The organism is Rathayibacter sp. VKM Ac-2926 (assembly GCF_022815565.1).
Classification (GTDB): Bacteria; Actinomycetota; Actinomycetes; order Actinomycetales; family Microbacteriaceae; genus Rathayibacter; species Rathayibacter festucae.
In genome coordinates this window covers 30860-51721 of record NZ_JALGRS010000019.1, presented here as the reverse complement: position 1 = coordinate 51721, position 20862 = coordinate 30860, and the positions used below count along the sequence as shown (strand labels likewise).

The following is a 20862-nucleotide window of genomic DNA, read 5'->3' as shown; positions in this document are numbered from 1 at the left end:
ACAACGAGCCAGCCACAAGATCCTTTCCCCGCCCTGCACTGGCGCCGAAGGCGCCCCCTCCGCTCGATACGCGCGCTCCGCGCGCTACTCGATCAGCATGCATGTGGCAGGGTGCTGGACGCCCATGCTGATCGAGCAGGCCTGCAGCGGCGTCCCGTCGGGCATGCGTTCGCCACGTGCTGGACGCCCCTGCTGGTCGAGTAGCCCCGCAGGGGTGTATCGAGACCCGGCGCCCCCAGCCGGGCGGTGTGTGGCCGGGGTCGGCGCGAGCCCCGTTCGCCGTCGGCGCAGGGCCGCCCCGATGTCGGTGGTCGCGGTTACGCTTCGAGCATGGAGCCAACCCGTGCCGTGCACCCCTTCGAGGTCATCAGCGAATACCAGCCGAGCGGTGACCAGCCCGGAGCGATCGCCGATCTGAGCGCCCGGATCAACGCCGGCGAGACCGACGTCGTCCTCCTCGGCGCCACCGGTACCGGCAAGTCCGCGACCACCGCCTGGCTCGTCGAGGCCGTGCAGCGGCCGACCCTCGTGCTCGCGCACAACAAGACGCTCGCCGCGCAGCTCGCCAACGAGTTCCGCGAGCTCTTCCCCAACAACGCGGTCGAGTACTTCGTCTCCTACTACGACTACTACCAGCCCGAGGCCTACGTCCCGCAGACGGACACCTTCATCGAGAAGGACAGCTCGGTCAACGCCGAGGTGGAGCGCCTGCGGCACTCGACGACCAACTCGCTGCTCAGCCGGCGCGACGTCATCGTCGTCTCGACCGTCTCCTGCATCTACGGCCTCGGCCAGCCGGAGCAGTACCTCGAGGCGATGGTCGCGCTCCAGGTCGGCCAGCGGGTCGACCGCGACCGCCTGATCCGCAAGTTCGTCTCGATGCAGTACGCCCGCAACGACGTCGACTTCGCCCGCGGCACCTTCCGGGTCCGCGGCGACACGATCGAGATCATCCCGATGTACGAGGAGCTCGCGATCCGCATCGAGATGTTCGGCGACGAGATCGAGGCGCTCTACACGCTGCACCCGCTCACCGGGAACGTCGTGAAGAAGCTCGAGTCCGTCTCCGTCTTCCCCGGCTCGCACTACGTCGCCAGCCAGGACGTCATGCACCGCGCCATCGACACCATCCAGCAGGAGCTCGAGGTCCGCCTCGCCGACCTCGAGAAGCAGAACAAGCTCCTCGAGGCGCAGCGCCTCCGGATGCGGACCACCTTCGACCTCGAGATGATGCAGCAGATCGGCTTCTGCTCCGGCATCGAGAACTACTCGCGCCACATCGACGGCCGCGAGTCCGGCGAGGCGCCGCACTGCCTGCTCGACTACTTCCCCGACGACTTCCTCGTCGTCATCGACGAGTCGCACGTCACCGTGCCGCAGATCGGCGCGATGTACGAGGGCGACGCCTCGCGGAAGCGCACCCTGGTCGAGCACGGCTTCCGGCTGCCCTCGGCGATGGACAACCGCCCGTTGAAGTGGGAGGAGTTCAAGGGCCGCGTCGGCCAGACCGTCTACCTCTCGGCCACCCCCGGCCGCTACGAAATGGGGATCGCCGACGGCATCGTCGAGCAGATCATCCGCCCGACCGGCCTGATCGACCCCGAGATCGTCGTCAAGCCGACCAAGGGCCAGATCGACGACCTGCTCGAGGAGATCAAGCTCCGCACCGAGCGCGACGAGCGCGTGCTGGTCACCACCCTCACGAAGCGGATGGCGGAGGAGCTCACGGACTTCCTCACCGAGGCCGGAGTCCGGGTGCGCTACCTGCACTCCGACGTCGACACGCTGCGACGGGTCGAGCTGCTCTCCGAGCTGCGCGCGGGCGTCTACGACGTCCTCGTCGGCATCAACCTCCTCCGCGAAGGCCTCGACCTGCCCGAGGTGTCGCTCGTCGCGATCCTCGACGCCGACAAGGAGGGCTTCCTCCGCTCGTCGACCTCGCTCATCCAGACCATCGGCCGCGCCGCGCGCAACGTCTCGGGCGAGGTGCACATGTACGCGGACAAGATGACCGACTCGATGAAGCTCGCGATCGACGAGACCGATCGCCGTCGCGAGAAGCAGGTCGCCTACAACCTCGACCACGGCATCGACCCGGCGCCGCTGCGCAAGAAGATCGCCGACATCACCGACGCGCTCGCCCGCGAGGGAGCCGACACCGCGAAGCTCCTGGCCGGCCGCGACGCCAAGAAGAAGAGCCCGACGCCCAACCTGCGCCGCCAGGGTCTCGCCGCGAACGGCGGCAACGACCTCGAGGCGATCATCGCCGACCTCAACGGCCAGATGCTGCAGGCCGCCGGCGAGCTGAAGTTCGAGCTCGCCGCGCGCCTGCGCGACGAGGTCTCCGAGCTCAAGCGCGAGCTGCGGCAGATGGAGAAGGCCGGGCACCTGTCCTGACCGATCCGGGCCGGCCCGCGCGGGCCGGCCCACCGGTGCGGGCGGCGTCGACGAGCGCAAGTCGCGGGGTCCGGGATCAGCGGCCAGCGAACGCCCCGGGCGATGTCGGTGGCTCCGCATACACTTTCGAGGTGTCGATCCTGAACGCCGTTACGGACCCTTCCACCACCCCCTCACCCTCCTTCCACCGCTTCGTCTCCTCCCTGGACGAATCGGTGTCGAAGCTGGTGGTGAGCGGGGCCAGAGTGCACAACCTGCGCGATGTCGACCTCGAGATCCCCCGTGACTCGATGGTCGTCTTCACCGGACTGTCCGGGTCGGGCAAGTCGTCGCTCGCCTTCGACACGATCTTCGCCGAGGGCCAGCGCCGCTACGTCGAGTCGCTCTCCGCCTACGCGCGGCAGTTCCTCGGCCAGGTCGACCGGCCGGACGTCGACTTCATCGAGGGCCTCAGCCCGGCGGTGTCGATCGACCAGAAGTCGACCAACCGCAACCCGCGCTCCACCGTCGGCACGATCACCGAGATCTTCGACTACATGCGCCTGCTCTGGGCCCGCATCGGGATCCCGCACTGCCCCGTCTGCAGCGAGCCGATCTCGGCGCAGACCGTGCAGCAGATCGCCGATCAGCTGATGGAGCTGGAGGAGGGCACCCGCTACCAGATCCTCAGCCCGGTCGTCTCGCAGAAGAAGGGCGAGTTCGTCGACCTCTTCAAGGAGCTGACCGCGGGCGGCTACTCCCGCGCCATGGTCGACGGCAAGCTCATCCAGCTGAGCGAGCCGCCGGTGCTGAAGAAGCAGTACAAGCACGACATCTCCGTCGTCGTCGACCGCCTCGTCGCCGGCCCGGACATCCTCGGCCGCCTGACCGACTCGCTCGAGACGGCGCTGCGCCTCACCGACGGCATCGTGCAGATCAACTTCGTAGACGGCGAGGGCGACGGCGCGTGGACGACGTACTCCGAGAAGCTGTCCTGCCCCAACAACCACCCGATCTCGCTCACCGAGATCGAGCCGCGCACCTTCTCCTTCAACGCCCCCTTCGGCGCCTGCCCCGAGTGCTCCGGCCTCGGCACGCGGATGTCGGTCGACGACGAGCTGCTGCTCGGCGACCCCGACCTCAGCATCGCCGAGGGCGTCATCATCCCGTGGACCACCCAGGGCAAGGGCCTCTTCCAGTACTACGAGAAGCTGCTCGACGGCCTCTCCCGCGACCTCGGCTTCAAGCTGACCACCCCGTGGAAGCGCCTCAGCTCGGAGGTGCAGCAGGCCGTGCTGCACGGCGACAACTTCGAGGTCAAGGTCAAGTGGAAGAACCGCTACGGCCGGGAGATGAGCTACACCTCCGGCTTCGAGGGCGTCGTGCCCTACATCGAGCGGCAGTACGTGCAGGCCGAGACCGATGTGCAGCGCTCGCGCTGGGCCGAGTTCCTCCGCGAGGTCGCCTGCCCCGTCTGCAAGGGCTCGCGCCTTAAGCCCGAGGTGCTCGCCGTGCTCGTGCACGGCGCGAGCATCGCCGACGTCGCCGACCTCAGCCTCGGTGACGCCCAGTCGTTCATGAGCGAGCTGCAGCTCACCCCGCGCGAGGCCACCATCGCCGCGCAGGTGCTCCGCGAGATCCGCGCGCGCCTCGACTTCCTGATCGAGGTCGGGCTCAACTACCTCAACCTCTCCCGTGCGGCCGGCTCGCTCTCCGGCGGCGAGGCCCAGCGCATCCGGCTCGCGACCCAGATCGGCTCCGGTCTCACCGGCGTGCTCTACGTCCTCGACGAGCCGAGCATCGGCCTGCACCAGCGCGACAACCGCCGGCTGATCGACACCCTGATCAAGCTGCGCGACCTCGGCAACACCCTGATCGTCGTCGAGCACGACGAGGACACCATCCGCACCGCCGACTGGATCGTCGACATCGGCCCCGGCGCCGGCGTCAACGGCGGCCAGGTCGTGCACTCCGGCTCCTACGAGTCGCTGCTCGAGAACACGCACTCGCTCACCGGCGACTACATCGCCGGCCGCCGCTCGATCGAGCTGCCGAAGAAGCGCCGCAAGATCGACCGCAAGCGCGTGATCAAGGTCGTCGGCGCCAACGCGAACAACCTGCAGAAGGTCGACGTCGAGTTCCCGCTCGGCACCTTCGTCGCGGTCACCGGCGTCTCGGGCTCCGGCAAGTCGACGCTGGTGAACGACATCCTCTACCGGGTGCTCGCCAACCAGCTCAACGGCGCCCGCAAGGTGCCGGGCAAGCACACGCGCGTCACCGGGCTCGAGAACCTCGACAAGGTCGTGCACGTCGACCAGAACCCGATCGGCCGCACCCCGCGCTCCAACCCGGCGACCTACACCGGCGTGTTCGACCGCATCCGCAACCTCTTCGCCGAGACCACCGAGGCGAAGGCCCGCGGCTACCTGCCCGGCCGGTTCAGCTTCAACGTCAAGGGCGGGCGCTGCGAGGCCTGTTCGGGCGACGGCACGATCAAGATCGAGATGAACTTCCTGCCCGACGTCTACGTCGCGTGCGAGGTCTGCGGGGGAGCGCGCTACAACCGCGACACCCTGACCGTGCACTACAAGGGCAAGAACATCGCCGAGGTGCTCGACATGCCGATCGCCGAGGCGGCCGAGTTCTTCGAGCCGATCACCTCGATCCACCGGTTCCTCAAGACCCTGGTCGAGGTCGGCCTCGGCTACGTCCGGCTCGGGCAGAGCGCGACCACGCTCTCCGGCGGCGAGGCGCAGCGCGTCAAGCTCGCCACCGAGCTGCAGCGCCGCTCGAACGGGCGCAGCGTCTACGTGCTCGACGAGCCGACCACCGGTCTGCACTTCGAGGACGTCCGCAAGCTCCTGCTGGTGCTCAACGGCCTCGTCGACAAGGGCAACACCGTCATCACGATCGAGCACAACCTCGACGTCATCAAGTCGGCCGACTGGCTGATCGACATGGGTCCCGAGGGCGGCGCGGGCGGCGGCCAGGTCGTCGCCATCGGCACCCCCGAGCACGTCGCGAAGGTCAAGGAGAGCCACACCGGCACCTTCCTCGCCGAGATCCTGCCGTGACGCGGCTCCGCCTCGCCGGTCGTCCCCGGAGGGCCGGGGGAGCGGGGGCGCGGGCATGACGCAGACCGTCGACTTCCGGCCCAAGCCGGGCGAGATCCCGACCCTCCCGGGCGTCTACCGCTTCAAGGACGCCCGGGGCCGGGTCCTCTACGTGGGCAAGGCGAAGAACCTCCGCGCCCGGCTCAGCAACTACTTCGCTCCGCTGCCGAGCCTGCACGAGCGCACCCGGCGGATGGTCACCTCGGCGTCCGGCGTCGAGTGGACCGTGGTCGGCACCGACGTCGAGGCGCTGCAGCTCGAGTTCACCTGGATCAACGAGTTCGATCCCCCCTTCAACGTCAAGTTCCGCGACGACAAGTCGTACCCGTATATGGCGGTGACCCTCGGCGACGAGGCGCCGCGGGTGATGGTGACCCGCAATTCGAAGATCCGCGGGGCGCGGTACTTCGGCCCGTACCCGAAGATCTGGGCGATCCACGAGACGATCGACCTGATGATCAAGGCGTTCCCGATCAGGACCTGCAACGACTCCAACTACAAGCGGGCGATGCAGAGCGGGAAGCCCTGCTTCGCCTCGCAGATCGGCCGCTGCGGCGGTCCGTGCTCGCACCGGGTCACCTTCGCGGAGCACCGGACGATCGTCGACCGCTTCGTCGCGTTCATGGGCAGCCACGACCGCAAGATGATCGGCGAGCTCGAGCGCGAGATGCGCGAGGCCGCCGAGGCGATGCAGTACGAGCGCGCCGGCAAGCTCCGCGACCAGGCCGCGGCGCTCGACGCCGTGCTCGCCAAGAGCGCGGTCGTGCTGAAGGACAACGTCGACGTCGACCTGTACGCGATCGTGCACGACGAGCTGGCCGCCTCGGTGCAGCAGTTCCGCGTGCGCGGCGGCCGGATCCGCGGTGAGCGCGGCTGGGTCGTCGACAAGGAGCTCGACATGAGCACCGCCGAGCTCGTCGACACGGCCCTGCAAGCGGCCTACGAGGGCGGCGACGTCCCGCCGCGCGAGGTCGTCGTGCCCGAGCTGCCCGACGACTCCGAGGCGCTCGAGGAGTGGCTGGGCTCCCTCCGCGGTGCCAACGTCCGTCTGCGCGCCGCGCAGCGCGGCGACAAGGCGGCCCTCCTCGAGACCGCGACGCAGAACGCCAAGCACTCGCTGATGCTCTACAAGACCCGGCGCTCCGCCGACTTCACCGCGCGCACACAGGCCCTGGAGGACATCCGCGACGCGCTCGGGATGGCCGAGGCGCCGCTGCGGATGGAGTGCTACGACGTCTCGCACCTCAGCGGCACGAACATCGTCGCCTCGATGGTCGTCTTCGAAGACGGCCTGGTCCGCAAAGACCAGTACCGCCGCTTCAGCATCGCGGAGTCCACGGACGACACCGAGTCCCTCCACCAGGTGCTCACCCGGCGCCTCGCCTACCTCAAGGAGCCGACCGAGCCCGCCGAGGTCGATCCCGAGACGGGGGAGGCCAAGCGGCGCAAGTTCTCCTACCCGCCGAACCTCCTCATCGTCGACGGCGGGCAGCCGCAGGTCGCGGCCGCCCAGCGCGCGCTCGACGAGTCCGGCGTCACCGGGATCACGCTCTGCGGGATCGCCAAGCGGCTGGAGGAGATCTGGCTGCCCGACTCCGACTTCCCGGTGATCCTGCCGCGCAACAGCGACGCGCTCTTCCTGTTCCAGCGCATCCGGGACGAGGCGCACCGCTTCGCGATCACCCACCAGCGGCAGCGGCGCAAGCGCGACATCTCGTCGCAGCTGGCCGAGATCCCGGGGCTGGGCGGGACGCGGGTGCGCGACCTGCTGAAGCACTTCGGCTCGGTGACCCGCCTGCGCGAGGCGAGCGACGCCGAGATCGCGGAGGTGAAGGGCATCGGGCCGACGCTCGCGGCCGCGATCCACGGGCACCTGCATCCATGAGGCACCACCTTCCGCCGGGTGCTCTGCTCAGGGCCACACCCTAGGCTGGAGGCCCGCCCTCCCCGAAGGAGGGTCCGCGACCACCCCACACGAGCACGGAGACCCCATGAGCACCGAGAGCGAGCAGCAGAACGTGCTGATCGTCACCGGGATGTCCGGAGCCGGACGATCCACCGCCGCCAACGCGCTGGAGGACCTCGGCTGGTACGTGGTCGACAACCTCCCGCCGCAGATGCTGCGCCCGCTGGTGGATCTCGCCCAGCGGGCGGGCGACACCGTGCCCAAGGTCGCGGCCGTCGTCGACGTCCGCGGGCGGGACTTCTTCGCCGACCTCGGCGAGATCGTGCGCGAGCTGCGCGTCGGCGTCGATCTGCGCGTCGTCTTCCTCGAGGCCGCCGACGCCGCTCTCGTCCGCCGCTTCGAGCAGGTCCGCCGCCCGCACCCGCTGCAGGGGCGCGGCACGCTCCTCGACGGCATCTCCGCCGAGCGGACCCGCCTGGCGCAACTGCGCGAGTCGGCCGACATCGTGATCGACACCTCCGACCTCAACCCGCACCAGCTCGCGACCACGATCACCACGCGGTTCGCCGAAGCCGGCCGCGCGGGGCTGCAGATCACCGTGATGAGCTTCGGCTTCAAGTACGGCCTGCCGACCGACGCCGACATGGTCGCGGATGCGCGCTTCCTGCCCAACCCGTACTGGATCCCGGAGCTCCGCCCGCACACCGGTCTCGACGAAGAGGTGAGAGACTACGTGCTGGCCCAGCAGGGCGCGGAGGAGTTCATCGACTCCTACTCGCGTGCCCTCCGGCCGGTGCTCGACGGCTACCAGCGCGAGAACAAGCGCCACGCGACCATCGCCATCGGCTGCACCGGCGGCAAGCACCGCTCGGTCGCCGTCGCCGGCCGCGTCGCGGCCCGACTGGCCGAGCTGCCGGGTGTCGCCGTCAACGTGGCGCACCGCGACCTCGGCCGAGAATGATCCCCGCGCGCTCCGCCGCGCTCCCGACGTAAGGAAAGAAGACTCCGTGGCCCTCACTGCAGATGTCAAGGGCGAACTGGTCGCGATCGTCTCGCGCAAGAACACCGTCCGTGCCGCTGAACTGGCGACCATCCTCCGCTTCTCCGGAGGACTGCACATCATCTCGAACCGCCTCGCGGTCGAGGTCGAGCTCGACTCCGCCCCCCTGGCCACCCGCGTCCGCCGCGACCTCGCCGAGCTCTACGGCGTCCGCAGCGAGGGCAGCATCGTGTCGGCCGGCGGCTCGCGCCGCACCACCAGCTGGCTCGTCCGGGTGGTCGAGGGCGGCGACACCCTCGCCCGCCAGACCGGCCTGCTCGATCAGCGCGGCCGTCCCGTCCGCGGACTGCCGAACCGGCTGACCACCGGCACCCGCGAGGAGCTCGCCGCCGTCTGGCGCGGCGCCTTCCTCGCGCAGGGCTCGCTCACCGATCCCGGCCGCTCGGCCGCGCTCGAGGTGATCTGCCCCGGCAACGAGGCGGCGATGGCGATCGTCGGTGCGGCCGGGCGCCTCGGCGTCCAGGCCAAGTCGCGCGAGGTGCGCGGCGTGCACCGCGTGGTCGTCCGCGACGGCGAGAGCATCAGCGCGATGCTCACCCTGATGGGCGCGACCTCCACCGTCGCCAGCTGGGAGGAGCTGCGCCAGCGCCGCGAGGTGCGGGCCACCGCCAACCGCCTGGTCAACTTCGACGACGCGAACCTCCGCCGCTCGGCGCAGGCCGCCGTCGCCGCCTGCTCCCGGGTCGAGCGCGCCATGGAGATCCTCGGCGAGGACATCCCCGAGCACCTCCGCTACGCCGGCCGCCTCCGGCTCGCCCACCGCGACGCCAGCCTCGACGAGCTCGGCCACCACGCCGACCCGCCGATGACGAAGGACGCGGTCGCCGGCCGCATCCGCCGCCTGCTCGCGATGGCCGACAAGCGCGCGACCGACCTCGACATCCCCGGCACCGACGCGAACCTCCCCGCCGAGCTCCAGGACCTCTGAGCCCCGCGCGAGCCGAAGGGCCGTCGGGCGCACGAACGCGGGAACGCTGAGTGTCTCCTGGTTGAACGGAGGAAACACTCCGAGTGCGGAGGGCGGCTCTCACTAGACTGGAAAGGTCGCTCAGGACACCCCGGCACACCCTCCCGCACAGCGGTGAGGGGCCGTGAGACCCGGCGGATCACTGAGGTCGACGACCACGAACAGGAGATCGCACATGGCTGACTACACGCTCGCCGAACTGCCCTACGACTACTCGGCTCTCGAGCCGCACATCAGTGGACGGATCATGGAGCTCCACCACGACAAGCACCACGCGACGTACGTGACCGGGGCGAACACCGCCCTCGCCGCGCTGCAGGAGGCTCGCGACAGCGAGAACCTCGCGAACGTCAACAAGCTCCAGAAGGACCTGGCGTTCAACCTCGCCGGTCACGTGAACCACACCGTGTTCTGGAACAACCTCTCGCCCGACGGCGGCGACAAGCCGACCGGCGAGCTCGCCGCGGCGATCGACGAGAACTTCGGCTCGTTCGACAAGTTCAAGGCGCACTTCACCGCCTCGGCCCTCGGCATCCAGGGCTCCGGCTGGTCGATCCTGGCCTGGGACTCCCTCGGCCAGAAGCTGCTCATCGAGCAGCTCTACGACCACCAGAGCAACCACGCCGCCGCGACCGTTCCGGTCCTGCTGCTGGACATGTGGGAGCACGCCTTCTACCTCGACTACGTCAACGTGAAGGCCGACTACGTCAAGGCGTTCTGGAACATCGTGAACTGGGCGGACGTCTCCGCGCGCTTCGAGAAGGCCCGCCAGAACACTTCCGGCCTCCTGCTACTGTCGTAGCGATTCCGGCGTCCCGGGTCCCGATCCGGGACGCCGCTCTCGCAGCGATCCACACCCTCCACTGCACCGTCGAGGTGCCCTTCCTCTCCAGGAGATATCTGTGTCCGTCAAGATCGGCATCAACGGCTTCGGCCGTATCGGCCGTAACTTCCTCCGTGCGGCCCTCGCCAAGGGCAGCGACCTCGAGATCGTCGCGGTCAACGACCTCACCGACAACAAGGCGCTCGCGCACCTCCTGAAGTACGACTCCATCACCGGCCGCCTCGACGCGACCGTGGAGCTGGACGGCGACAAGATCGTCGTCAACGGCAAGCCGATCATCGTGCTCGAGGAGCGCGACCCCGCGAACCTCCCCTGGGGCGAGCTGGGCGTCGACGTCGTCATCGAGTCGACCGGCCGCTTCACCAAGTCGGAGGACGCGCGCAAGCACATCACCGCCGGCGCCAAGAAGGTCATCGTCTCGGCTCCCGCCACCGGCGACGACGTCGCGACCATCGTCCTCGGCGTCAACGAGGGCACCTACGACCCCCAGGTCCACGACATCGTCTCGAACGCGTCGTGCACCACGAACTGCCTCGCGCCCCTCGCCAAGGTCCTGCTCGACAACTTCGGCATCGAGCGCGGTCTGATGACCACGGTCCACGCCTACACCGCCGACCAGAACCTGCAGGACGGCCCGCACAGCGACCTCCGTCGCGCGCGCGCCGCCGCGGTCAACATCATCCCGACGTCGACCGGTGCCGCCAAGGCCCTCGGCCTCGTCATCCCCGAGCTCGTCGGCAAGCTCGACGGCTACGCGCTGCGCGTCCCGGTCCCGACCGGCTCGATCACCGACCTCACGGTCGAGCTGTCGAAGTCGGCCACGGTCGAGGAGATCAACGCGGCCTACAAGGCCGCCGCCGAGGGCGACCTCAAGGGCATCCTCAAGTACACCGAGGCCCCGATCGTCTCCAGCGACATCGTCACCGACCCGCACTCCTCGATCTTCGACGCCGGCCTGACCAAGGTCATCGGCAACCAGGTCAAGGTCGCCTCCTGGTACGACAACGAGTGGGGCTACTCCAACCGCCTCGTCGACGTCGCCGAGCTCGTCGCCGGCAAGCTCTGAGTCACGACTCCGTGACGAGTGACACCGTGACGCTCCGCACTCTGGACTCACTGGGCTCCCTCGCCGGCACGCGCGTCGTCGTCCGCTGCGATCTGAACGTCCCCCTGAAGGACGGAACGATCACGGACGACGGCCGCGTGCGCGCGTCGGTGCCCACGCTCCAGCGGCTCGTCGCCGAGGGCGCGCGAGTCGTGGTCGTGAGCCACCTCGGCCGCCCCGACGGCGCCCCCGACTCGAAGTACAGCCTCGCGCCCGTCGCGAAGCGCCTCGGCGAGCTCCTGGACGCCCCCGTCTCGTTCGCCGACGACACGGTCGGCGACTCCGCCTCCGCCGCGGTGGACGCCCTCGAGGACGGCCAGGTCGTCGTGCTCGAGAACCTCCGCTTCAACCCGGGGGAGACCAGCAAGGACGCGGACGAGCGCCGCGCCTTCGCCGAGAAGCTCGCCGCCTTCGGCGACGCGTTCGTCTCCGACGGCTTCGGCGTCGTGCACCGCAAGCAGGCGAGCGTCTACGAGCTCGCCCAGCTGCTGCCCAGTGCCGCCGGAACGCTGATCGCCGCCGAGCTCGAGGTCCTGGACCGCCTGACCGAGAAGCCGGAGCGCCCCTACACGGTCGTCCTCGGCGGCTCGAAGGTCTCGGACAAGCTCGGCGTGATCGACCACCTGCTCCCGCGGGTCGACTCGATCCTCATCGGCGGCGGCATGCTCTTCACCTTCCTCAAGGCCCAGGGCCACGAGGTCGGCAAGAGCCTGCTCGAGGCCGACCAGATCGACACCGTCCTCGGCTACCTCGCGAAGGCGAAGGAGCTCGGGGTGGAGATCGTCGTCCCCACGGACGTCGTCGTCGCCTCGAAGTTCGGAGCCGACGCCGAGTACGTGACGGCCCCCGCCGACGCGATCGAGGACACCGCTTTCGGCGCGGACGGCCTCGGTCTCGACATCGGGCCCGACACCGCGAAGCGGTTCGCCGAGGTCGTCGCGGCCTCGAAGACCGTGTTCTGGAACGGACCGATGGGCGTCTTCGAGCTCGAGCCGTTCGCGGCCGGCACGAAGGCCGTCGCCCAGGCCCTCACCGAGGTCGACGGACTCAGCGTCGTCGGCGGCGGAGACTCGGCCGCCGCGGTGCGCGCCCTCGGCTTCGAGGACGGGCAGTTCGGCCACATCTCGACGGGAGGCGGAGCCAGCCTCGAATTCCTCGAGGGGAAGCGCCTCCCCGGACTGGAGGTCCTCGGATGGCAGTGACATCCCGCATCCCGCTCATCGCCGGCAACTGGAAGATGAACCTGGACCACCTCCAGGCCATCGCCTTCGTCCAGAAGCTCGCGTGGAGCCTCAAGGACGCCGACCACGACTTCGACGGCGTCGAGGTCGCGGTGTTCCCGCCGTTCACCGATCTGCGCCCCGTGCAGATCCTCGTGGACTCCGACAAGCTGCCGCTCAAGTACGGCGCGCAGGACCTGTCGAAGTTCGACAGCGGGGCCTACACCGGTGAGATCTCCGGCCAGTTCCTCAAGCAGCTCGACTGCGACTACGTCATCGTCGGCCACTCGGAGCGTCGCACGCTGCACGGCGAGACCGACGCGGACATCGCTGCGAAGACGGCCGCGGCCGTCAAGCACGGCGTCCCGCCGATCGTCTGCGTCGGCGAGACCGCCGAGGACCTCGAGAAGCACGGCCCGTCCGCGGTCCCGGTCGCGCAGCTGAAGGAGGCCCTCACCGGCCTGCCCTCGGACGCCGACATCGTCGTCGCCTACGAGCCGGTCTGGGCCATCGGCTCCGGCCAGGCCGCCACGCCCGAGCAGGCCCAGCAGGTCTGCAAGGCCCTCCGCGACGTCGTCGCCGACATCCTCGGCGCCGACACCGCGGCGAAGACGCGCATCCTCTACGGCGGCTCCGTCAAGTCCGGCAACATCGCCGGCTTCATGCGCGAGCCCGACGTCGACGGCGCCCTCGTCGGAGGCGCCAGCCTCCAGGTCGAGGAGTTCGCCGCCATCGCAAGGTTCCGCAACCACGTCGGAGTCTGACCTACTGCGACGAGAAGGCGGGCCCGAGAGGGCCCGCCTTCTTCGCGTTGAAGCCCGAAATCGTCTCGGCGTCTTCGCATGAGGCGACAGGCTCGAGGTCGGCGTCGTCGGGCAGGTGAACGACCAGTCTCTCGGCGGCGAGGCTAACCGGTGATTCGCGTGCCAGCGAATCGACGTAGACGGTCGGGAGTCGCTCCACGGGAAGCGACCCCGTGATTAGGCCGACTGCGCCACGCCGCGCAGGGAGCGGCGTGGGAGTGGGCGCAGCTCGGGTCTGGCGGGCGCCCGAAGGGCGCGGGAAGGCGCCGCGACGAGGCCATCCCCTCCGCCCCTCACCAGAAGCCCTCGCGTATACAGCGGACGGAACACAGGGCGACGCGATTCCCCGGGGGTTCGCAGGCGCCGTTATACTCGTCGAGGCGTGCAACGCGCCAGAACTTCGAAAGGTACCGCGTGGACATCCTCCAGGTCGTGCTCCAGGTCGTCCTGGGCATCACGAGCCTCCTGCTCACCATGCTGATCCTGCTCCACAAGGGGCGCGGCGGCGGACTGTCCGACATGTTCGGCGGTGGAGTCACCTCGAACCTCGGTGCCTCGGGCGTCGCAGAGCGCAACCTGAACCGCATCACCGTGATCCTCGGCCTCGTCTGGCTGGCCTGCATCGTGGTGCTCGGTCTCATCACCAAGTTCGACACCGGAGCATAGGGGTAAACGGAATGGCATCAGGCGGCAGTGCAATCCGCGGTTCGCGCGTCGGCGCGGGACCCATGGGCGAGCAGGACCGGGGCTACCACGCGGAGCGCGTCGCGGTCTCCTACTGGGACGCCCTCGGCAACGAGACGGTGCGTCACTTCTCGGCGGCCCTCCCCGAGGACGAGATCCCCGAGGTGATCGACTCCCCGCAGTCCGGTCTCCCCGCCGGGCGCGACCGGGCGAACCCGCCGCAGGTCGCGAAGTCGGAGCCCTACAAGACGCACCTCGCGTACGTGAAGGAGCGCCGCACCGAGGCCGAGGCCGCTCAGCTCCTCGAGGAGGCGCTGCAGCAGCTGCGCGCCCGCCGGGGCACGGCGACCCCCTCCTGAGCACCGCCGGCCGCAGGGCCGGTGCAACGACGAAGGGCCCGTCCTCCAGAGGAGGCGGGCCCTTCGTCGTTCCCGGACGAGCCGGGGAGAGCTCAGTAGCTCGGCGCGATCAGCGACTCGGGCACCTCAGCCGCGGCCTCCTGGTCGACGAAGAACACCGTGCGCTTGCGGCCGAACGCGCCGGCTGCCGGCACCTCGTTCGTGCTCGCGCCCGCGAGGGCCAGCCCGAGTGCTGACGCCTTGTCGGCGCCGGCGAGGACCATCCAGATCCGGTCGGACTGGTTGATCAGCGGCAGGGTGAGCGTGAGGCGCTCGGGCGGCGGCTTCGGGGAGTTGCGGACCGCCAGCACTCCCGGCTGCGGGTGGCGGATGGCCGAGCGCTCCGGGAAGAGCGAGGCGATGTGGCCGTCGGGGCCGACCCCGAGGAAGGTGATGTCGAAGCGCGGGTAGTCGCGGCCCTCGGTCGCGTGCGCGCGGAGCTCGGCGTCGTAGGCGGCGGCCGCGCCGTCGAGGTCGAGGCCCTCGTCGGACGCGGGGTAGGAGTGCACGTTCTCGGCCGGCACCTCGAGGCGCTCGAAGAGGTCGCCCGCCTGCACGTCGTTGCGGTCCTCGTGGCCGCGGGGCACCCAGCGCTCGTCGCCCCACCAGAAGTGGACGCGGGTCCAGTCGACGTTGCCCGCGGCGGAGGAGCCGCCGATCTCCTTGAGGGTCGCCGCCCCCATCGTCCCGCCGGTGAGGACCACGTTCGCCGTGCCCAGGTCGTCGAGGATGTCGATCGTCTTCGTCAGGAAGCGCGCGGCGACCGAGCCTGCGAGGGTCTGCTTGTCTCGGTGGACGAGCACACGGCGGTCAGTGGTCATCGGGGTCTCCTTCGGGTCGGTCGCCATCGGCGGATGGCCGTCTACCCGACCGCCGCGCCTGACGTGCAGGGTGCGGCGGCCGGGGAGTGCGGCGGTGTCAGGACGCGCTGCGAGCGTCGTTCTTCTCGGTGAGCATGTCCACACCGCGCGAGATGACTTCACCGTACAGGTCATCCGGGTCGAGCCTGCGCAGCTCCTCCGCCAGGCAGTCGCGGAGGCTCCGGCGCGGCAGGGAGATGTCGTGGACGGGCTGGTCCGGCTGCGTCAGCGTCGCGACGTTCGGGATCGAGCGCTCGAGCTCGATCACGCCGGACTCGCGGAAGAGGCGCACCCCGTGGATCCCGCTGGACCCGGTCGCGCTGATGGTGAGCTCGTGGTCGACGGGGATGTCGAGCTCGAGCTGCAGCCAGGCCGCGAGGAGGATCGTCGAGGGGGAGTCCGGCGCACCGGAGACCTCGACGGCCGTGATCGGCTCGTACGGCGGCTGGTCGAGCACCGCGGCGAGCTGGGCACGCCAGAGGGTGAGGCGGGTCCAGGCGAAGTCGGTGTCGCCGGGGGCGTAGGTCGAGGCCAGGTGGTGCAGAGCCTCGGCCGGGTTGGACTGCGCGGAGGCGTCGGTGATCCGGCGCGTGGCGATGCGGCCGATCGGCGACTTCGAGGCGCTGTCCGGCGCGCTGTTCGGCCACCAGGCGACCACGGGGGCGTCCGGGAGCAGGAGCCCGGTGACCAGGCTCTCCTCGTCGGTCGCCGCGTCGCCGAACGGGCGGAGCACGACGACCTCGCTCGCGCCGGCGTCGCCGCCCACGCGGATCTGCGCGTCGACGCGCGGGGTGGCGTCGACGGGGACCGTGGTCAGCCCGTCGTCCTTCGAGACGACGATGACGCGCATCGGGTGCTCGCGGGACGCGTCGTTGGCTGCGTCGATCGCCTCCTCCTCCTGGCCTCGCGAGGTCGCGATGATGAGGGTGAGCACGCGGCCGAGGGCGACGGCGCCGCCCTCCTCGCGGATCTTGACGAGGGTCTTCGAGACCTCGCTCGTCGTGGTGTCGGGCAGATCGACGATCACGGGCGCCTCCAGGTGCGGCCGTCGCGAGCGAGGAGCTCGTCGGCGGAATCGGGGCCCCAGGTTCCGGGGCGGTACTGCTCGGGCTGGCCCTGCGTGGCCCAGTACTCCTCGATCGGGTCGAGGATCTTCCAGGACAGCTCGACCTCCTCGTGCCGCGGGAAGAGCGGCGGCTCGCCGAGGAGGACGTCGAGGATGAGGCGCTCGTAGGCCTCGGGGCTCGCCTCGGTGAAGGCGTGGCCGTAGCCGAAGTCCATCGTGACGTCGCGGACCTGCATCCCCGCGCCGGGGACCTTCGAGCCGAAGCGCATGGTGACGCCCTCGTCGGGCTGGACGCGGATGACCAAAGCGTTCTGGCCGAGCGAGGTGGTCTGGCTCTCGGCGAAGAGCTGCTGGGGCGCGCGCTTGAAGACCACGGCGATCTCGGTGACGCGGCGTCCGAGGCGCTTGCCCGCGCGCAGGTAGAACGGCACACCGGCCCAACGGCGGGTGCCGATGTCCAGGCGCATCGCGGCGAAGGTCTCGGTCGTCGAGGTGGGGCTCATGCCGTCCTCCTCGAGGAAGCCGAGCACCTTCTCGCCGCCCTGCCAGCCGCCGGAGTACTGCCCGCGGGCGGTGACGGTCGACAGGTCCTTCGGCAGGCGGACGGCCGCGAGGACCTTCTCCTTCTCGGCGCGGAGGTCCGCGGCGTCGAACGAGATCGGCTCCTCCATCGCCGTGAGGGCGAGCAGCTGGAGCAGGTGGTTCTGGATGACGTCGCGCGCGGCGCCGATGCCGTCGTAGTAGCCGGCCCGGCCGCCCACTCCGATGTCCTCGGCCATGGTGATCTGCACGTGGTCGACGTAGTTCGAGTTCCAGAGGGGCTCGTACATCATGTTGGCGAAGCGCAGCGCCAGGATGTTCTGGACCGTCTCCTTGCCGAGGTAGTGGTCGATCCGGAAGACGGAGTCCGGCGGGAAGACCGACTCGACGACCGCGTTGAGCTCGCGGGCGGTCTTCAGGTCGCTGCCGAAGGGCTTCTCGATGACGACGCGGCGCCACTGGCCGTCCTTCTGCTCCGCGAGGCCCGAGTTGCGCAGCTGCTCGGTGACCTGGGGGAAGGACTTCGGCGGGATCGAGAGGTAGAAGGCGAAATTGCCGTTCGTGCCGCGCTCGCGGTCGAGGTCGTCGACGGTCGTCTTCAGGCGGCTGAAGGCCTCGGGGTCGTCGAACTCGCCCTGCACGAAGCGGATGCCCTGCGCGAGCTGCGTCCAGACCTCCTCGTGGAACTCGGTGCGGGCGTGCTTCTTGACCGAGTCGTGCACGACCTTCTCGAAGTCCTGGTCGTCCCAGTCGCGCCGGGCGAAGCCGACGAGCGCGAAGCCGGGCGGAAGCAGGCCGCGGTTGGCGAGGTCGTAGACCGCCGGCATGAGCTTCTTGCGGGAGAGATCGCCGGTGACGCCGAAGATGACGAGGCCGCTCGGCCCCGCGATCCGGTTCAGCCGGCGGTCGAAGCTCAACCGCAGCGGATTGAACTCGGGAGTGATGTCCACAGACATGTGCAGTGTCCTTCTGTGTGCCGCGGGCCGGCGGAGCCGGCGCCTCGGCGCACTGCTATCGGTGACGGAGGGGGAGTGGTGACGCGTGCCCGCTCCGCTGAGGGCTTGCGAGCGGGGTCGTGGCGGACCGCGCGGACGACCGCGGGCGCGGCGCCCCGCCTCCGCGAGGAGGACGGGACGCCGCGCCCGGCGGATCAGGTGTTGAGCGCCTCGAAGAGGGCCTCGAGGTCGGCCTCGGGGTCCGTCAGCGTCAGCGTCAGGACCGGGCGGCCGTGCTCGGCGAGCACGCTCGCGTCGCCCGCGGCCTGGGCCTGGATCAGCTGGCCGAAGGTGAACGGGCTCTCGGGGATCTCGAGATCCGTGCTCGCGCGCTCGGCGATCTGGAGGAAGACGCCGGTCGGCGCTCCGCCCTTGTGGTACTGACCGGTCGAGTGCAGGAAGCGCGGGCCCCAGCCGAAGGTGACGGGGCGCTGCGCCTGCGCGGCGAGGAGATCGCGGACGCCCTCCAGCTGCGGCAGCGCGAGGCGGTCGACGTAGGCCTGGATCGACACGTAGCCGCCCTCGCCCAGCTGGGCGAGGAGGCGGTCGACGGCGGCGGCGACGGTCGAGACGCCCTCGGTGACGTCCGACGTGCCGGTGACCTCGATGCCCGCATCGGTGAACGCCGGTGCGGCGGGCTCGGGACGCTTTTCGAGCAGGGCCCGGGTCGCGACCTTCGCCGACTCGACGTCGGGCTGGTCGAACGGGTTGATCCCGAGCAGGCGCCCGGCGACCGCGACCGCGTACTCCCAGGTCAGCATCTGCGCGCCGAGCGAGCCGGACAGGAGGATCTCGCCCTCGTGCCGGTCGCGCGGGAACAGGTGCAGCGCGCTCGCGTCCTCGACCAGGCGGACGACCTGCACGTCGGCGAGGTCCTCCGACAGCTCGGGGGCGAGGGTGCCGAGGACGACGGGGAGGATGCCCGTGCCGTCCTTGCCGGTGGACTCGGCGATGAGCTGCTCGGCCCAGTCGGCGAAGCCCACGATGTGCGTGCCGTCGGCCACGATCGCGAGCTTGTCGCGACGGGGGCTGGTGGCGGCGATCGCGGCGCCGAGGAGCAGACCCGGGTTCTCCGGGGTGTCCACGGCCAGGCCGAGGGAGGCCTCCGCCGCCTCGTCGAGGAGGGCCTCGATGTCGGCGCCGGCGAGTCCGGACGGCACGAGGCCGAACGCGGAGAGCGCCGAGAAGCGGCCGCCGATGTTCGGGTCGGCGTTGAAGACCCGGTAGCCGGCCTCGCGCGAGGACGAGTCGAGCGGCGAGCCGGGGTCGGTCACGATGACGATGCGGTCGAGCGGGTCGATGCCCGCCTCGGTGAACGCCTTCTCGTAGGCCTTCTTCTGGCTGGCGGTCTCGACCGTCGAGCCGGACTTGGACGAGATGACGACCGCGGTCGACGCGAGGCGGTCGTTCAGGGCCGCGAGGACCTGCCCGGGCGCGGTGGAATCGAGCACGGTGAGCTCGACGCCGGCGGTCCGGGTGATGACCTCGGGCGCGAGCGAGGAGCCGCCCATGCCGCCGAGCACGATGTGGTCGATGCCCTTGGCCTGGAACTCCTCGCGGAGCGCCAGGATCTCGGGGATCAGCGGGCGGGAGACGGTGGTCGACTCGGTCCAGCCGAGGCGCTTCGCCGACTCCTCCTCGGCCGCCGCACCCCAGAGGGTGGGGACCTGGGCGGTGATGCCCGAGGCGACCTCGTCGGCGACGAGCTCCGGCACGACGCGGTCGGCGGCCTTCTCGGCGTCGCCGCTGAGGTGGATCTGGATCGTCATGCTCAGGCCTTCGCCTTCGCGCCCTCGAGCGCGGCGGTGACGGTGTCGAGCAGCTCGTTCCAGGAGACGACGAACTTCTCGACGCCCTCCTTCTCGAGCAGCTCGGTGACCTCGGCGTAGGAGACGCCCTGCGCGGCGACGGCGTCGAGGACGGCGTTGGCGTCGGCGTAGGAGCCGGTCACCGTGTCGCCGGCGATGACGCCGTGGTCGAAGGTCGCCTCGAGGGTCTTCTCGGGCATGGTGTTGACGACGCCCGCCGCGACCAGCTCGGTCACGTAGAGGGTGTCGGGCAGGTCGGTCGACTTGACGCCGGTCGAGGCCCACAGCGGCCGCTGGCGGTTGGCGCCGGACTCCTGCAGGAGCAGCGCGCGCTCGGTGGCGAAGGCCTCGACGAAGACCTCGTAGGCGAGCTGCGCGTTGGCGACGCCGGCCTTGCTCTTGAGCGCGAGGGCCTCGTCGGTGCCGACGGCCTCGAGGCGCTTGTCGATCTCGGTGTCGACGCGCGACACGAAGAACGAGGCGACGGAGTGGATCGTCGACAGGTCGATGCCGGCGTCCTTGGCCTTCTCGAGGCCGGCCAGGTACGCGTTGATGACGGCGCGGTAGCGGGCGAGCGAGAAGATCAGCGTGACGTTGACCGAGATGCCGGAGCCGATGGCCTCGGTGATGGCCTCGAGGCCCTCGACGGTCGCGGGGATCTTGATCATCGCGTTCGGGCGGTCGACCTTGGCCCAGAGGGCCTTGGCCTGCTCGATGGTGCCCTGCGCGTCGTGCGCGAGGCCCGGCTCGACCTCGATCGAGACGCGGCCGTCGTAGCCGTTCGTCGCGTCGTAGATCGGGCGGAAGACGTCGGAGGCGGCGGCGACGTCGTCGGTGGTGATCGCGAAGACCGCGTCGGTCACCGAGGTGTCGGCGGCGGCGAGCTCCTCGACCTGCTCGTCGTAGGACTCGCCCTTGGCGAGGGCCGCGGCGAAGATCGTGGGGTTGGTCGTGACTCCGACGACGTTCTTCTCGTCGATGAGCTTCTGCAGCCCGCCGCTCGAGATGCGCGAGCGCGACAGGTCGTCGAGCCAGATGCTGACGCCGGCGGCGGAGAGGTCTGCGGTGGGGGTGTTCTCGGTCATGTCTCTTCTTCTCGCTAGATGGTGCGGGTCGG

16 protein-coding genes are annotated in these 20862 nt (G+C 70.1%); 11 read left to right on the top strand and 5 right to left on the bottom strand.

What is annotated here, in order from left to right:
- The first annotated feature begins 330 nt into the window (after positions 1-330).
- From uvrB to MT351_RS19185, 11 genes are all read left to right on the top strand, one after another.
- A complete protein-coding gene (gene uvrB / locus MT351_RS19235) occupies positions 331-2397 on the top strand; it encodes an excinuclease ABC subunit UvrB (RefSeq protein ID WP_243582972.1) in 2067 nt (688 codons plus the stop codon).
- Between the two features lie 203 nt (positions 2398-2600).
- On the top strand, positions 2601-5450 hold the full coding sequence (gene uvrA, locus MT351_RS19230) for an excinuclease ABC subunit UvrA (RefSeq protein WP_123735999.1): 2850 nt from the start codon (positions 2601-2603) through the stop codon (positions 5448-5450).
- Between the two features lie 55 nt (positions 5451-5505).
- Complete coding sequence (gene uvrC, locus MT351_RS19225) at positions 5506-7374, top strand: excinuclease ABC subunit UvrC (RefSeq protein ID WP_132436247.1); 1869 nt, start codon at positions 5506-5508, stop codon at positions 7372-7374.
- Positions 7375-7480: 106 nt separating this feature from the next.
- The gene (gene rapZ / locus MT351_RS19220) at positions 7481-8356 is read left to right on the top strand and encodes an RNase adapter RapZ (RefSeq protein WP_123446264.1); all 876 of its coding nucleotides are present in this window, start codon (positions 7481-7483) and stop codon (positions 8354-8356) included.
- Positions 8357-8402: 46 nt separating this feature from the next.
- Entirely contained in the window at positions 8403-9383 is a 981-nt protein-coding gene (gene whiA / locus MT351_RS19215) for a DNA-binding protein WhiA (RefSeq protein ID WP_123446265.1), read from the top strand.
- Positions 9384-9597: 214 nt separating this feature from the next.
- Positions 9598-10224 (top strand): superoxide dismutase, encoded by a 627-nt coding sequence (locus MT351_RS19210; RefSeq protein WP_123446266.1) that lies wholly within the window; start codon positions 9598-9600, stop codon positions 10222-10224.
- 100 nt (positions 10225-10324) lie between these two features.
- A complete protein-coding gene (gene gap, locus MT351_RS19205; RefSeq protein ID WP_243582971.1) occupies positions 10325-11332 on the top strand; it encodes a type I glyceraldehyde-3-phosphate dehydrogenase in 1008 nt (335 codons plus the stop codon).
- A gap of 26 nt (positions 11333-11358) precedes the next feature.
- Entirely contained in the window at positions 11359-12573 is a 1215-nt protein-coding gene (gene pgk / locus MT351_RS19200; protein WP_132436246.1) for a phosphoglycerate kinase, read from the top strand.
- Positions 12564-13355, top strand: coding sequence for a triose-phosphate isomerase (tpiA, locus tag MT351_RS19195; RefSeq protein ID WP_132436245.1), 792 nt, complete (start codon positions 12564-12566; stop codon positions 13353-13355). Before pgk ends, tpiA begins: the two co-directional genes overlap by 10 nt.
- A gap of 453 nt (positions 13356-13808) precedes the next feature.
- Positions 13809-14060: a preprotein translocase subunit SecG gene (secG, locus tag MT351_RS19190; protein ID WP_123733087.1), complete on the top strand. Its 252-nt coding sequence runs from the start codon at positions 13809-13811 to the stop codon at positions 14058-14060.
- 11 nt (positions 14061-14071) lie between these two features.
- On the top strand, positions 14072-14437 hold the full coding sequence (locus tag MT351_RS19185) for an RNA polymerase-binding protein RbpA (RefSeq protein ID WP_123446271.1): 366 nt from the start codon (positions 14072-14074) through the stop codon (positions 14435-14437).
- Between the two features lie 92 nt (positions 14438-14529).
- Here MT351_RS19185 and pgl read toward each other — a convergent pair whose 3' ends face one another.
- The 5 genes from pgl to tal all read right to left on the bottom strand — a co-directional run bounded on the left by pgl (position 14530) and on the right by tal (position 20830).
- Positions 14530-15297 (bottom strand): 6-phosphogluconolactonase, encoded by a 768-nt coding sequence (gene pgl / locus MT351_RS19180; RefSeq protein WP_123735998.1) that lies wholly within the window; start codon positions 15295-15297, stop codon positions 14530-14532.
- A 97-nt stretch (positions 15298-15394) separates the two neighbouring features.
- The gene (locus MT351_RS19175; RefSeq protein WP_123735792.1) at positions 15395-16363 is read right to left on the bottom strand and encodes a glucose-6-phosphate dehydrogenase assembly protein OpcA; all 969 of its coding nucleotides are present in this window, start codon (positions 16361-16363) and stop codon (positions 15395-15397) included.
- Complete coding sequence (gene zwf, locus MT351_RS19170; RefSeq protein WP_132436244.1) at positions 16360-17898, bottom strand: glucose-6-phosphate dehydrogenase; 1539 nt, start codon at positions 17896-17898, stop codon at positions 16360-16362. The genes MT351_RS19175 and zwf overlap by 4 nt, the downstream gene beginning before the upstream one ends.
- A 194-nt stretch (positions 17899-18092) precedes the next feature.
- The gene (locus MT351_RS19165; protein ID WP_132436243.1) at positions 18093-19706 is read right to left on the bottom strand and encodes a glucose-6-phosphate isomerase; all 1614 of its coding nucleotides are present in this window, start codon (positions 19704-19706) and stop codon (positions 18093-18095) included.
- Positions 19707-19708: 2 nt separating this feature from the next.
- A complete protein-coding gene (tal, locus tag MT351_RS19160; RefSeq protein ID WP_123446275.1) occupies positions 19709-20830 on the bottom strand; it encodes a transaldolase in 1122 nt (373 codons plus the stop codon).
- Positions 20831-20862 lie beyond the last annotated feature (32 nt).

Excerpts from the sequence above, each read along its gene's own strand:
- MT351_RS19185 (WP_123446271.1), top strand. The coding sequence starts at position 14,072 with ATGGCATCAGGCGGCAGTGCAATCCGCGGTTCGCGCGTCGGCGCGGGA.
- uvrB (WP_243582972.1), top strand. The coding sequence starts at position 331 with ATGGAGCCAACCCGTGCCGTGCACCCCTTCGAGGTCATCAGCGAATAC.
- uvrC (WP_132436247.1), top strand. The coding sequence starts at position 5,506 with ATGACGCAGACCGTCGACTTCCGGCCCAAGCCGGGCGAGATCCCGACC.
- zwf (WP_132436244.1), bottom strand. The coding sequence starts at position 17,898 with ATGTCTGTGGACATCACTCCCGAGTTCAATCCGCTGCGGTTGAGCTTC.
- MT351_RS19165 (WP_132436243.1), bottom strand. The coding sequence starts at position 19,706 with ATGACGATCCAGATCCACCTCAGCGGCGACGCCGAGAAGGCCGCCGAC.
- pgl (WP_123735998.1), bottom strand. The coding sequence starts at position 15,297 with ATGACCACTGACCGCCGTGTGCTCGTCCACCGAGACAAGCAGACCCTC.
- tpiA (WP_132436245.1), top strand. The coding sequence starts at position 12,564 with ATGGCAGTGACATCCCGCATCCCGCTCATCGCCGGCAACTGGAAGATG.
- rapZ (WP_123446264.1), top strand. The coding sequence starts at position 7,481 with ATGAGCACCGAGAGCGAGCAGCAGAACGTGCTGATCGTCACCGGGATG.
- tal (WP_123446275.1), bottom strand. The coding sequence starts at position 20,830 with ATGACCGAGAACACCCCCACCGCAGACCTCTCCGCCGCCGGCGTCAGC.
- MT351_RS19210 (WP_123446266.1), top strand. The coding sequence starts at position 9,598 with ATGGCTGACTACACGCTCGCCGAACTGCCCTACGACTACTCGGCTCTC.